A 13,004-nucleotide genomic window follows, 5' to 3' on the forward strand; every position below is an offset into this window, starting at 1 on the left:
AATTCACGGCCTCAATGCCCGGCGAAGGAGACCAGCGTGCGCACGGGGACCCCGAGCCGCCTGATCTTGTCCGCGCCGCCGAGATCGGGCAGGTCGACGATGAAGCAGGCCGCAACGACCTCGGCACCGAGGCCCGACAGCAGGTTGACCGCGCCCTCCGCCGTGCCGCCCGTCGCGATCAGGTCGTCGACCAGGAGCACGCGCTCGCCGCGCTTGACCGCATCCTTGTGCACCTCGATCTCGTCGGTGCCGTATTCGAGCGAATAGGTGATGCTGACTGTTTCATGCGGCAGCTTGCCCTTCTTGCGGACGGGGATGAACCCGGCCGAAAGCTGATGCGCCACCGCCCCGCCGAGGATGAAGCCGCGCGCCTCGATGCCGGCGATCTTGGCGATCTTCAGCCCGGCAAAGGGCTGCACCAGCTCGTCGACGGCACGGCGAAACGCCCGCGCATCGCCAAGCAGCGTGGTGATGTCGCGAAAGGTGATCCCGGGCTTGGGATAGTCCGGGATCGCGCGGATGGTGTCGGCGAGGTTCATCGCATGGCTCTCGGGCACGGAAGCGTCGGCCGCCTTGGTCGGACCTGCGCGGCGCTTCGTCAAGGGCGGGCTCGTCACCTTGCCCTCAGCACCCGGCCGGCCACCGCATCGAGCTTCGCCAGCAAAGCAGGGTCGCGGAAGTCCGGCGCGGTGATGATGGCGCTGTCGAGCGCTTTGTGCGAGCCGACTGGGCAATCCTCGCGCTGTGCAGGGAAGTCTGCCGCCAGCCGCGCGACCAGGCGGCGTGCCTTCTCGGCATTCTCATGCAGCACCGCGACCACAGAGGCGACATCGACAGTCGACTGCTCCGGGTGCCAGCAATCGAAATCCGTCACCATCGCGACCGTCGCATAGGTGATCTCGGCCTCGCGGGCGAGCTTGGCCTCAGGCATCGCCGTCATGCCGATCAGATCATAGCCCAGCGCCTTGTAGGACAGCGATTCCGCATAGGTCGAGAATTGCGGGCCTTCCATCGTTACCAGCGTGCCACCGCGGACGAAGGGCAGCTCTTCGGCGGTGGCGGCTTCCGCCAGCCGCGCCTGCAATGCCGGACCGACCGGGCGGGCGAAGGAGACATGCGCGACACAGCCCTTGCCGAAGAAGGAGCTCTCGCGCCTCACCGTGCGGTCGACGAACTGGTCGACCAGCACGAACAGGCCGGGATAAAGCTCGGACTTGTAGGAGCCGCAGGCCGAGAGCGAGACCAGATCGGTCACGCCCGCACGCTTCAGAACGTCGATATTGGCGCGATAATTGATTTCGGAGGGGGGCAGCACGTGGCCGCGGCCATGGCGCGGCAGGAAGACGATCTTGGTCTTGCCGATCCGGCCGATGCGCAGGACGTCCGATGGCTCGCCCCAGGGGCTGGTGATGCGCTCTTCGCGCAGATCGGTCAGACCCGGCAGATCGTAGATGCCCGATCCGCCGATGATTCCGAGAACGGCTTCGCTCATGCGTGATTCCTTCGTGAGCACCGGACAGATCAGCTTTATGTGACGGTTTTAACGACGTCGCCGTCATGGCCACCGATCCGGCAAAACGAAAAAGGCCCCGTTTCCGGGGCCCCTTCCTGATATCTCGGCTGCTTAGTGAGCCGCCGAACCGTCGGGCATGCGGGCCCAGACCTTCTTCTTGGTGTAGTAGAGCAGGCTGCCGAAGATCAGCAGGAAGACCATGACCTGCAGGCCGGTGCGCTTGCGCGCCTCCATATGCGGCTCGGCCGCCCAGACCAGGAAGGCCGCCACGTCCTTGCCATACTGATCGACAGTCTCGGGCACCGGCGACTTGCCATCCGCGCCCTTGGGATATTCGACCTGCCCGTCGGAGATCGGCTTGGGCATCGCGATCAGGTGACCGGGCATATAGGTGTTGAAGTACTGGCCCGGCAGCAAAGGCGGCGTGCCCTCGGGCGGCGGGTCCTTGTAGCCGGTCATGAGGGCATGGATGTAGTCGGGTCCCTGCTCCTGATACTGGGTGAAGATGTCGAAGATGAACTGCGGGAAGCCGCGCTCATAGGTGCGCGCCTTGGCGATCACCGAGAGATCGACCGGAAGCGCGCCGCCATTGGCCGCGCGCGCCGCCTGCTCGTTGGGGAACGGCGCCGGGAAGGGATCGGCGGCCCGGCCCGGACGGTCGAACATCTCGCCCTGGTCGTTGGGGCCGTCCTTGACCGTATAGGTCGCGGCCAGCGCATTCACCTGTCCCGGCGTGAACTCCGGACCACCAGGCTGGGCCAGGTTGCGGATGCGCAGCAGCGACATCGAATGGCAGTTGGCGCAGACTTCCTTGACGACCTTGAAGCCGCGCTGGAGCTGGGCTCGGTCGAACTTGCCGAACGGCCCGGAGAAGGACCAGCTCATCTGCGGCGGGATGACCCGCCCTTCGGCTGCCTGCGCCGAGGGCACGGAGAGCGAGAGCGAAAGCCCGGTGGCAAGACCCGTCAGGGCCAGACGAAACGAAATCGTGCTCATCTTTCGTCAGCCCTTGGCGTTCGGTTCAGCAGCGGTGGCAGTCGCAAGACGCGCGCCCGAACCGCCCTTGAGGGATCCCAGCACCGAATCGGCGATCGAGCTCGGCAGCGGCTTGGGCTTCTCGAACAGGCCCACGACGAACAGGGCCACGAAGAAGCCGAAATACAGCACCGTGAAGATTCGCGAATAGGTCACGAAGGGCTCTTCCGCCGGCATGGCGCCGAGATAGCCGAGCACGATGCAGGTGACGAGGAAGGCCCAGAACAGCACGCGCGCCACCGGACGATAGGTCATCGACTTGACCTTGGACGTGTCGATCCAGGGCAGGAAGGCGAGCACGACGATGGCAGCGCCCATGGCGAGCACGCCGCCGAGCTTGTCGGGAATGGCGCGCAGGATCGCGTAGAACGGCAGGAAGTACCATTCGGGCACGATATGCGTCGGCGTCACCGCCGGGTTGGCCGGGATGTAGTTGTCGGCATGGCCCATGAAGTTGGGCTGATAGAACACGAAATAGGAGAACACGAAGATGAAGCAGACCATCCCGAAGATGTCTTTGATGGTCGCGTAGGGCGTGAACGGCACCGTGTCCTTGGCGACGTTCTTCACCTCGACGCCGGTCGGGTTGTTCTGCCCGACGACATGCAGCGCCCAGATGTGCAGGATCACCACGCCGAAGATCATGAACGGCAGCAGGTAATGCAGCGAGAAGAAGCGGTTCAGCGTCGGATTGTCGACCGAGTAGCCGCCCCACAGGAAGGTCACGATCGTCTCGCCGATCACCGGCAGGGCCGAGAACAGGTTGGTGATGACGGTCGCGCCCCAGAAGGACATCTGGCCCCAGGGCAGGACATAGCCCATGAACGCCGTCGCCATCATCAGCAGGAAGATGATCACGCCGAGGATCCAGAGCACCTCGCGGGGTGCCTTGTACGAGCCGTAATAGAGCCCGCGGAAGATGTGGACGTAGACCGCGACGAAGAACATCGAGGCGCCGTTGGCGTGCAGGTAGCGCAGCAGCCAGCCGAAATTCACGTCGCGCATGATGTGCTCGACGGAGTTGAACGCCATGGTCGAATGCGGCGTGTAATGCATCGCCAGGATGATGCCGGTGACGATCTGAGCCACCAGCATGAACACGAGGATGCCGCCGAAGGTCCAGAAATAGTTCAGGTTGCGCGGCACAGGATAAGACACCGCGGAATCATGCATGAGGCGCACGATCGGCAGACGAGCGTCCAGCCAGCGTTCGATGCCCGTTTTCGGGACGTAGGAGCTATGACCACTCATGAAGAATGCCTCAGGGCTGTCAGATCATCGCGGGAGAACGTCGAGTCGCGCACGGCTCAACCGATCCTGATCTTGGTGTCGGTGCTGAACGCATAGGGCGGCACCGGCAGGTTGAGCGGCGCCGGACCCTTGCGGATGCGGCCGGAGGAATCGTAATGCGAGCCGTGGCAGGGGCAGAACCAGCCGTCGAAATCGCCCTTCGGATCGCCGGGCGAATTGCCGAGCGGCACGCAGCCGAGATGGGTGCAGTTGCCGTAGACGACGAGGAAAGGCTCGTGGCCGGCCTTGGTGCGCTGCTGGTCGGTCTGCGGATCGCGCAGCGTAGCGATATCCACGGCAAGCGCCTCGTCGATCTCTTTCTTGGTACGGTGACGCACGAAGATCAGCTTGCCGCGCCAGAACAGCTTGATCGCCATCCCTTCCGCGATCGGGGCGAGATCGACATCCATCGGCGCGCCGGCGGCGATCGTCTGCGCGTCGGGAGCGAGCTGGCTGATCAGCGGAATGAGCACGCCGCCAATGCCGACGACACCGGCAGCACCGGTAGCCAGCATCAGGAAATCGCGGCGTGTGGTTTCGGTCGATTTCGTATCGGTCGCGTGAGCCACGATCCAATCCTCTGCACTTCACTCAAGCCTGGAACGGCTCAAAAATAGGGCCTCGCACCCGTCTTAGGGGCGCGTCGTCGCTGCCGCAATGCGGCGGCACGTCACTGTCGCGCTCTTTGGCATGCAGTTTGGACGAAGTCTACTGTTGCACGAGGGACTGCGACGCATGGCGCACAGTCGCGCGGCAGGGCTCAGGCCGGAACCATTTCCGGGTCGGTGGCTGCGAGGAATCCCCCCGACTGCCGCGACCAGAGCCGGGCATAAAGCCCGCCGCGCGCCACGAGCTCGGCATGGCTGCCGATATCGACGACACGCCCCTTGTCGAGCACGATCAAACGGTCGAGCGCGGCGATGGTCGAGAGCCGGTGCGCGATGGCGATCACGGTCTTGCCCTGCATCAGCGCGCTGAGCTGCTCCTGGATCGTCGCCTCGACCTCCGAATCGAGCGCCGAGGTGGCCTCGTCCAGAATCAGGATCGGCGCATCCTTCAGCAGCACGCGGGCAATCGCGATGCGCTGGCGCTGGCCGCCCGACAGCTTCACGCCGCGCTCGCCGACCCGCGAATCGAAGCCCTGGCGCCCGTCCTGGTCGCTGAGGCCCAGCACGAAATCATGCGCCGATGCCTGTCGCGCGGCACGGGCGATCTCGTCCTCGGTGGAGCCGATCCGGCCATAGGCGATATTGTCGCCGATCGAGCGGTGCAGCAGCGAATTGTCCTGCGTCACCATGCCGATCTGCGCGCGAAGCGAATCCTGGGTGACCTGGGCGATGTCCTGCCCGTCGATCAGGATGCGCCCGCCCTCCAGCGGGTAGAGCCGCAGCAGCAGGTTGACCAGCGTCGACTTGCCGGCGCCAGACGGCCCGACGAGCCCGATCTTCTCGCCCGGAGCGATCGCGAGATCGAGCCCTTCGAACAGGCCGCCGCCCTTGCCGTAGTTGAAGCGCACATGTTCGAAGCGGATGCCGCCCTTGTCGACGACCAGCGGCACGGCATCGGGCGCATCGGTGAGGTCATGCGGCTTGGCGATGGTCTCCATGCTCTCCTGCACCGAGCCGATATTCTCGAACACGCCGCGGACGAGATGGATCAGCCAGCCCGACATCTGCACGAGGCGCAGCACGAGCCCGATCGTAGCTGCGACCGCGCCGGGCGTCATGCTGCCATGGCTCCAGAGCAGCAGGCTCAGCCCGGCCGTCGCAACGACTAGCAGGCTGTTCATCGTCTGCAGGATCACGCTGACGCCGGTGATCAGCCGGGACAAATTGAGGAAGGCTGCGTTCCAGCGCGTCAGCGAATCGCGCACGGCCGAGCGCTCGGCATCGGCGCGGGCGAACAGCTTGACCGTGAGGATATTGGTGTAGGAATCGACGATCCGCCCTGTCGTCGAAGAGCGGCCGAGCGAATTGGCCTCCGAGCGCTTCTTGGCGCGCGGCACGAAATAGACCAGCAGCGCGATATAGGCCGCCAGCCACACCAGCACGGGCAGCATCAGCCACAGGCTCGTCGAGCCGAAGAAACCGATCGCGACCGCGACGAAGATCAGGGCGTACCAGAGATCGTCGATGATCTCGATCGTGGCGCCGCGGATCGACTGGCCGGCCTGGATGACCCGCGAGGACAGCCGGCCGGCGAAATCGTTCTGGAAATAGCCGAGCGCGTGCCCGAGCGTGTAGACGTGGTTGCGCCAGCGGATCTGGTTGGTGATCTGCGGCACCACGACCTGGTCGACGATGGCGTGATTGGCGAAATAGATCAGCGGCCTGACGACGACGAGCAGGAAGGCTGCGCCCGCCAGCAGCCAGCCATGGTCGCGGAAGATCGTCTGCGGCGATTGGGTCGAGAGCAGGTCGACGAACCAGCCGACCATCAGATACATCAGCGCCTCGATGCCGCTGAAGCCCAGTCCGGTCAGCATGATCAGGGCCATCCAGCCCTTCACGCCCTTGATGTGATGCCACATGAACGGCCAGACGCCGCGCGGCGGCGTCTCGCGCTCGTCGAAGGGCGCGAAGACATCGACCCGGGTTTCGAGATAGCGGAACAGGGCGGCAAACATGATCGTTCGATTAATCCCGCATATCTTTGAAATTAAGGCCCAATCGGTTCCGCGAAAACCGCTTGCCCCGACGCGTGGCGAATCGGGGCTCTCGACTATCGGTTAGCGGACGGCCAATTACGTCAGGAGCCGACTGCGCAGCGCTCGCTGCCGGCATCTTCTGATTCGCAATGTGTTGTCCGGCCGAGCCCAATACAACTCCGCCGTGACATCACGAACGCAGCCTGGAGTTGCTGAGGGCGTCGATGCTCGCGTGCCCGATCAGGCGGCGACCGCACGAGGCGTGCCATCCGCCTCGGTCGCCTCCGGCTCGTGCGAGATCGGAGCGGTCAGCGGGTCGAGGACTTCAAAGGGCCGCTCGACATGCTCCGGCGACGACCGCACCAGCACGCGCAGCCCAGCCACCACTGCGAGCAGGATCGTCGCCGCAGCCACGAAGTAGAGCAGTCCGTTGATATCGAACCGCGCCATGATGCCGGCCCCCAGCAACGGCCCCAGCGCCGAGCCGAAGCCGCTCACCAGAATCAATCGCCCGCTGACGGCCACGACACGATCGGCCGGCATCCGGTCGAGCGCATGGGCGACGCAGACCGGATAGAGCGTCGACATGAAGCCGCCGAGCATGGCCGCGACCGGCAGGACCGTAAGCAGGCTGGGCGGAACCATCACGAGCAGCACCGCGGCAATGGCGAAACCCAGCGAGAGCGCCGCCAGCACGAGACGCCGGTCACCCCGGTCCGAAAGGCGACCGACCGGAACCTGAAAGGCCAGCCCGCCGAGCACGGCGACGAGCATGAACAGCGCGATGGTGCCCTGCGCGATGCCGTTGGTCAGCATCCACGCCGGAACCAGCGCGTAGAAGGCACTGCTGACCATGCCGCTGATGGCGCAGCCGACGACCGCGACGGGGGCCTGCCGCGCGAGTTCGCCATAGCGCAGCTCGCTTTCCGGAGCGATGCGCGGCGCCTCTGCCCGCGTCGTGCTCACCATCACCAGGGCCAGGGCGAAGAGCACCGTGATGATGTTGAACGGCACGGCGGAATCCATCGCCAGCTTGCCGATCAACAGCTGCCCGATCGCCAGCGCCAGGAAGGTTCCGACCATGTAAGTGGAGAACACGCGCCCGCGCTGGTCGGGCTGGGCCTTGGCGTTGAGCCAGCTTTCGGTGGTGATGAACAGGCCGACGCAGCCCATGCCGATGGCGGCGCGGCAGGCGATCCAGGCCCAGGGCGAAACGATCAGAGACATCACCGCCGTCGCCACGACGACCGTGCCGGCAAAGGCGGCATAGGCGCGGATATGACCGATACGCTCGATCACCCGCCCGCAGCCGATCGCACCGACAGTGAAACCCGCGAAATACGCGCTGAGTACGAGTCCAGTGAGAACCGTGCCGAAATCCAGGCTGGTCAGGCGCAGCGACAGGAAGGTCACGAAGAAGCCATTGGCGAGCTGGATCAGGCTCGTGGCGACGATGAGTGTCCCGATCTGGACGAACATAGGCAAAGCCTTCCTCTGGAGCAGGGGGCAAATGGCTGGTAACCGGCCCTTCGCTGATCCCCTGCTCCCATTTTGATATGAGGCGGACGGGCGCAGCCCGAATGCCTCCGACGCATCGATGCGCCAGTTGTCCGAGCGAACGCCTGTTCGCGATCGCCCGCGCTAATGCGGCGCCTGCCCGGGCTCGGGCACGTCATAGCCATCAGACGCATAGGCGCTGAGCCTGTTGCGCAGCGTCCTTATCGAGATGCAGAGCATATTCGCCGCATGGGTGCGGTTGCCGCCGGTCTCTCTCAGCGTGGCCAGAATCAGGTCACGTTCAACATCGGCAACCGGGCGCCCGACAAGATGGTCGGCCGCATGCGGATCGGGGTTGAAATCGTGCATCGCATTATCCTTCGTAAGCCCCCAGCTCCAGCTCAGAAGAACAGGATGAGGCAGAGAAAACGGTTAACGCTTGGTTAAACGAAGGAGCACACAGCCCCGAGCGGCTGAATAGAAAGCGCGATCTTGCCAATTATGCGGCGGTTCCAGCGTTAAATCATGGGCCTTTGGCTCGCCCCGATGGATCGTCAACTTGAGGCTTTACGCTGGGCCTTCGGCTCCGCATCTGCGAGTTCGCCCCGCTGCGAATCACTTTTAGCCTGCTTGACGCTGGTCGCGTCGCCGCTCCATGAGGGCAGCCATGCTGCGCCTCGCCCTCTACCAGCCCGACATCCCGCAGAACGCCGGCACGATGATCCGCATGGCGGCCTGCCTCGGTGTCGCCGTGGATATCGTCGAGCCGGCGGCCTTCGACGTGTCCGACCGGCATTTCCGCCGCTCCGGCATGGATTATCTCGAACGCGCGGCCGTGACGCGCCACGATTCCTTCGCTGCCTTCGAGACATGGCGACGGGGTGCCGGCCGCCGCCTCATCCTGGCGGAGACGGATGGCGCGGCGTCCCATGTCGATTTCGTCTTCGGACCCGGCGACATCGTCATGGTCGGCCGGGAATCGGCCGGTGTCGCGCCAGAGGTCTACGCCGCCGCCGATGCGGTCGTTCATGTGCCCATGCGCGCGGGATTGCGCTCGCTCAATGTCGCTCTGGCTGCGGCGATGGTAATGGGTGAAGCCCTGAGACAGACAGGCGGCTATCCGCGCCGCGACGGAACAGATGATGAGCCAGCCCCAATCAGGTGAAACCGCACCCGCCTCCCCCGAAGCAACCGCGATCATGAACGCGCAGGCTGAGGCGATGAAGCCCCGCGCGGCCGAGTGGTTCGCGAGCCTGCGCGACCGGATCTGCGCAGCCTTCGAGGCCGTTGAGGACGAGGCCTCAGGCCCCTTCCCGCCCGAGACGAAAACGCCCGGCCGCTTCGTTCGCACGCCCTGGCAGCGCAAGAACCATGACGGCGCGCCAGGTGGCGGCGGCGTGATGTCGGTGATGCATGGCCGGGTTTTCGAGAAGGTCGGCGTGCATGTCTCGACCGTCTTCGGCACCTTCCAGCCCGAATTCGCCGGACAGATCCCCGGCGCGGGCGAAGACCCGCGCTTTCACGCGACGGGCATCTCGCTGATCGCCCATCCCTGGAACCCGCATGCGCCGACCGTGCACATGAACACGCGCTTCGTCGTGACCACGAAGCCCTGGTTCGGCGGCGGGGCGGACCTGACGCCGGTGCTGAACGCCCGGCGCAACCAGGACGATCCCGATGCGATCGCCTTCCACACCGCGATGCAGGGCCCGTGCGAGCGCTTCGCGCCGATCGCCGATTATGATCGCTTCAAGCGCTGGTGCGACGAATACTTCTTCCTGAAGCACCGCAACGAGCCGCGCGGCATCGGCGGCATCTTCTACGACTATATCTGGTCCGGCGAGCCGGAGGGCGATTTCGCCTTCACCCAGGCGGTCGGCGAGGCGTTCCTGGCCGCCTATCCCGACATCCTGCGCGCCAATATCGGCAAGCCCTGGAGCGAGGCCGAGCGCCATGAGCAGCAGGTGCGGCGCGGTCGCTATGTCGAGTTCAACCTGCTCCACGACCGCGGCACGATCTTCGGCCTGAAAACCGGCGGCAATGTCGATTCGATCCTGTCCTCGCTGCCGCCCACGGTGAGGTGGCCGTAGCCTCGCGCTATCGCGAAACCGCCGCGATAGCGGCATCGAGAAACGCCATCTGCTCGGATGCGGCAGCGGGGCATCCGGCCTCGATCCAGCCCTCCCGCGCCAGTTCCAGAGCGCGCCCCACATCCCGCCCCGCAGTCACGCCACGCGCCAGCACGTCGCGGCCACCCGGCAGGAAAGGCGGCGTGCGGCCCAGTTCGGCGATCAGCGCCTGCGCCTCCACCTTGCGCATCTCATCCGCATGCGCGGTCAGGAGCACCAGCGCTGCCGCCACCGCATCGGCACCGACCCGCAGCGCCAGATGGCGCAAGTTCGCGATGCTCGGCACTGCCACACGCCCCAAGATGCCCTCCAGCGCGCCGGCCAAACGCTCGATCCTGTCGAACTCGTCATTGGACAGCCGCAAACGCTCGCGCAGCCTGATCGCGTCCTCGCGCACCGCCACCGTCAGCGCCGCCAGTCTGAATGCCGGATAGACGCCCTCAGCGTCATCGCGCTCCGCTATCGCAGCGAAACGCGACACCATCGGCACGCAGCCGATCACCGGCATCAACAGGCCGGCGCCGGCCATCGCGGCCACGACCTCCGCGGCTCCGGGCGCGACCAGCAGCTTCAGCAATTCAGCGCGGACGCGTTCGCGCGACAGCCCGTCCAGGCCGGCCCGCCCCGCAATGCAGGCCGTAAGCCCATCAGGATCGGGCGCAGCTCGACCATAGCGGGCGTGAAAGCGAAAGAAGCGCAGGATGCGCAGATAGTCCTCGCGGATACGGCTGCCGGCATCGCCGATGAAGCGGATGCGCCGCGCCGCCAGATCGGCAAGCCCACCGCAATGATCGTGAAGGGCGCCGTCGCGGTCGAGCGCCAGCGCGTTGATGGTGAAGTCGCGCCTCATTGCGTCCACGACGAAATCGCGCCCGAACGCGACCTTGGCACGGCGTCCATCGGTCTCGATGTCGCGGCGCAGCGTCGTCACCTCGAAGCTTTCGCCATCGTGGATCAGCGTCACCGTGCCGTGCTCGATCCCGGTCGGAACCGCCTTGAAGCCGGCGGCCTTGGCCCGCCTGATCGTCTCCTGCGGCAAGGCCGTGGTGGCGAGATCGATGTCGCTGATCAGCTCGTCGAGCAAAAGGTTGCGCACCGCGCCGCCAATGATCCGGGTTTCCTCGCCCTCCCCGTTCAGCGCGGCAAGAACGCGGGCCAATCCCGGCCGCGCCAGCAGTGCGGCGATCCGCCTTGCCTCGGCGGAGGTCATTTGAAGCGGCCGGGCACCAGCGTCCCGTGCTCCATATGCGGCGGCTCATAGGCGCCCTGCTGCTGCGGGGCTTTCCAGCCGCCATAGGCCACCAGCGCGATCACGAAGCCGAGCCCGACGATGGAGAGCCAGAAGACGTGCTTGCTCCAGTGTTCCACATCCAGCGGGTTGCGGCGCTGGATGATCAGATAGCCCGCGAATACGCAGAAAGGCAGTACGAAGAGCAGGAACTCCTCGATCAGCGAACGCCACATGAAGGCATCATCCAGTTCCGTTAGCCGACGAGCCGCTCATAGAGATTGCGGATCATGCCGGCGGTTGCGCCCCAGATATAGCGATCCCCGAAGGGCATCGCATAGTAGGTGCGATAGAGGCCCTTCCACTCGCGGCCCTCGCGCCGGTGATTGGCCGGGTCGAGCAGGAATGACAAGGGCGTCTCGAACGCCTCATCCACCTCATGGGTGTTGATCGTCAGGGAAAAGGGCGGCTCCACCAGCGCGACGACCGGCACGATGCGATAGCCCGTCCCGGTCAGATAGGCGTCGAGGAAGCCGAGCGTCCGGATGCGTTCGCGCGCCAGGCCGATCTCCTCCTCCGTCTCCCGCAATGCCGTGATCACCGGCGAGCCATCGACCGCATCGACCCGCCCGCCCGGAAAGGCGATCTGGGCGGAGTGGTTGCGCAGGGCTGCAGCACGCTGGGTCAGCAGCACGGTCGGCCCCTCGGGCCTCGGTACGATCGCGATCAGCACGGCGGCCGGGATCGCCGCCGCCTCGTCGGGCTGCGACATCGGCGCCGGCTGCAGCTCATGGTCGCCACGCGGCCGGCTGATCACGTCGCCGAAGGCCGGGGGCTCGGCCCGCAGGCGCCGCAGCGCCAACGCCGCGAACGCCTCGGCGGTCAGGTTCAACGCCGGCAGCGCTGTCGTCTGCATCGATGTCATGCGAATTCGCCGTCTCCGATCTCGCTCGCCGGCACGGCGGGGTGGAAACCGCCGGCCACGGCGATGCCGAACATGGCGATGCCCTCGACCTCGCGCACCTCGCCGAGCGCCAGCAGGTCATAGGTAAGCGCCCGCGTGACCCGGGCCCAGAGCCCGCGTCGGACATGGATATAGGGCTTGAGCCCATCCTTCGCCGCCCGCTCGAAACGAATCGGATTGTCGGCGCCCACGCTGACGAGATCGTCGACCTGGGTGCGAAAAGCGATCGAACGGGCATCGCCCTCGCCGGCCACTTCCATCTCGACCGCCTGGAAGGGCGCGTCCTCGACGACAATTCCAACCTTCTCGACCGGGGTCACGAGAAAGTAATCGTCCCCGTCCCGGCGCAGCACCGAGGAGAAAAGCTTGACGAGCGCCGGCCGGCCGATCGGCGTGCCCAGATAGAACCAGGTGCCGTCGGCGGCGATGCGCATGTCGATATCGCCGCAAAAAGGCGGGTTCCAGCGCTCGACAGGCGGCAGGCCGCGGGCCTTTCCGTCTCCCAGCGCCGACATCAGGCGGGTCATCGCAGAACTGGCATTATTCATCGAAAAGCCCGCTGGAACCGCATGCGGCATATTGGTTGCATCGCGTCCTCTGCCTTGAACTCCACATAATCGTGAAGCCGAGTTCTGTGCACCGGGCCATAGGGGCCCTTGAGCCTGCATCGCCACCCGTCCACACTCAACGGCTGAGACCGT

General features: G+C 65.6%; 13 protein-coding genes and 1 pseudogene. 2 read left to right on the forward strand and 12 right to left on the reverse strand.

Features of this window, described 5'->3' with window-relative positions; all coding sequences use genetic code 11:
- Positions 1-11 precede the first annotated feature (11 nt).
- The 8 genes and pseudogenes from C4S73_RS16875 to C4S73_RS16910 form a co-directional block, all read right to left on the reverse strand.
- Positions 12-539, reverse strand: coding sequence for an adenine phosphoribosyltransferase (locus C4S73_RS16875; protein ID WP_103873936.1), 528 nt, complete (start codon positions 537-539; stop codon positions 12-14).
- A 74-nt stretch (positions 540-613) separates the two neighbouring features.
- On the reverse strand, positions 614-1,492 hold the full coding sequence (locus C4S73_RS16880; RefSeq protein ID WP_103873695.1) for an S-methyl-5'-thioadenosine phosphorylase: 879 nt from the start codon (positions 1,490-1,492) through the stop codon (positions 614-616).
- A 132-nt stretch (positions 1,493-1,624) separates the two neighbouring features.
- Positions 1,625-2,509 carry a cytochrome c1 gene (locus C4S73_RS16885; protein ID WP_103873696.1) on the reverse strand — a complete coding sequence of 295 codons (885 nt, stop codon included), beginning with the start codon at positions 2,507-2,509 and terminating at the stop codon, positions 1,625-1,627.
- A 6-nt stretch (positions 2,510-2,515) separates the two neighbouring features.
- Positions 2,516-3,799, reverse strand: coding sequence for a cytochrome b (locus C4S73_RS16890; protein WP_103873697.1), 1,284 nt, complete (start codon positions 3,797-3,799; stop codon positions 2,516-2,518).
- A 56-nt stretch (positions 3,800-3,855) separates the two neighbouring features.
- Entirely contained in the window at positions 3,856-4,407 is a 552-nt protein-coding gene (petA, locus tag C4S73_RS16895) for a ubiquinol-cytochrome c reductase iron-sulfur subunit (protein ID WP_280177611.1), read from the reverse strand.
- 191 nt (positions 4,408-4,598) lie between these two features.
- Positions 4,599-6,464 carry an ABC transporter ATP-binding protein gene (locus C4S73_RS16900; RefSeq protein WP_103873698.1) on the reverse strand — a complete coding sequence of 622 codons (1,866 nt, stop codon included), beginning with the start codon at positions 6,462-6,464 and terminating at the stop codon, positions 4,599-4,601.
- Positions 6,465-6,725: 261 nt separating this feature from the next.
- Positions 6,726-7,964, reverse strand: a complete 1,239-nt coding sequence (locus C4S73_RS16905) for an MFS transporter (RefSeq protein ID WP_103873699.1) — start codon at positions 7,962-7,964, stop codon at positions 6,726-6,728.
- A gap of 162 nt (positions 7,965-8,126) precedes the next feature.
- A pseudogene (locus C4S73_RS16910) lies at positions 8,127-8,312 on the reverse strand (helix-turn-helix domain-containing protein); the annotation flags it as partial.
- Between the two features lie 337 nt (positions 8,313-8,649).
- Between C4S73_RS16910 and C4S73_RS16915 the strand changes: the two are divergent.
- Both C4S73_RS16915 and hemF read left to right on the forward strand, forming a co-directional pair.
- Positions 8,650-9,147: a tRNA (cytidine(34)-2'-O)-methyltransferase gene (locus C4S73_RS16915; RefSeq protein ID WP_103873938.1), complete on the forward strand. Its 498-nt coding sequence runs from the start codon at positions 8,650-8,652 to the stop codon at positions 9,145-9,147.
- A 34-nt stretch (positions 9,148-9,181) separates the two neighbouring features.
- A complete protein-coding gene (gene hemF / locus C4S73_RS16920; RefSeq protein ID WP_103873701.1) occupies positions 9,182-10,072 on the forward strand; it encodes an oxygen-dependent coproporphyrinogen oxidase in 891 nt (296 codons plus the stop codon).
- Between the two features lie 7 nt (positions 10,073-10,079).
- Here hemF and C4S73_RS16925 read toward each other — a convergent pair whose 3' ends face one another.
- Genes C4S73_RS16925 through C4S73_RS16940 form a run of 4 tightly spaced genes read right to left on the reverse strand, consistent with a single transcriptional unit; the run spans position 10,080 to position 12,851 of the window.
- Entirely contained in the window at positions 10,080-11,321 is a 1,242-nt protein-coding gene (locus C4S73_RS16925; protein ID WP_103873702.1) for a CCA tRNA nucleotidyltransferase, read from the reverse strand.
- Entirely contained in the window at positions 11,318-11,575 is a 258-nt protein-coding gene (locus tag C4S73_RS16930; protein WP_103873703.1) for a DUF6111 family protein, read from the reverse strand. Before C4S73_RS16930 ends, C4S73_RS16925 begins: the two co-directional genes overlap by 4 nt.
- A 20-nt stretch (positions 11,576-11,595) precedes the next feature.
- Entirely contained in the window at positions 11,596-12,264 is a 669-nt protein-coding gene (locus C4S73_RS16935; protein ID WP_103873704.1) for a CoA pyrophosphatase, read from the reverse strand.
- The gene (locus C4S73_RS16940; RefSeq protein ID WP_103873939.1) at positions 12,261-12,851 is read right to left on the reverse strand and encodes a DUF1285 domain-containing protein; all 591 of its coding nucleotides are present in this window, start codon (positions 12,849-12,851) and stop codon (positions 12,261-12,263) included. Before C4S73_RS16940 ends, C4S73_RS16935 begins: the two co-directional genes overlap by 4 nt.
- Between the last annotated feature and the right edge of the window lie 153 nt (positions 12,852-13,004).

Source organism: Allobosea lathyri, assembly GCF_900108245.1.
Taxonomy (GTDB): domain Bacteria; phylum Pseudomonadota; class Alphaproteobacteria; order Rhizobiales; family Beijerinckiaceae; genus Allobosea; species Allobosea lathyri.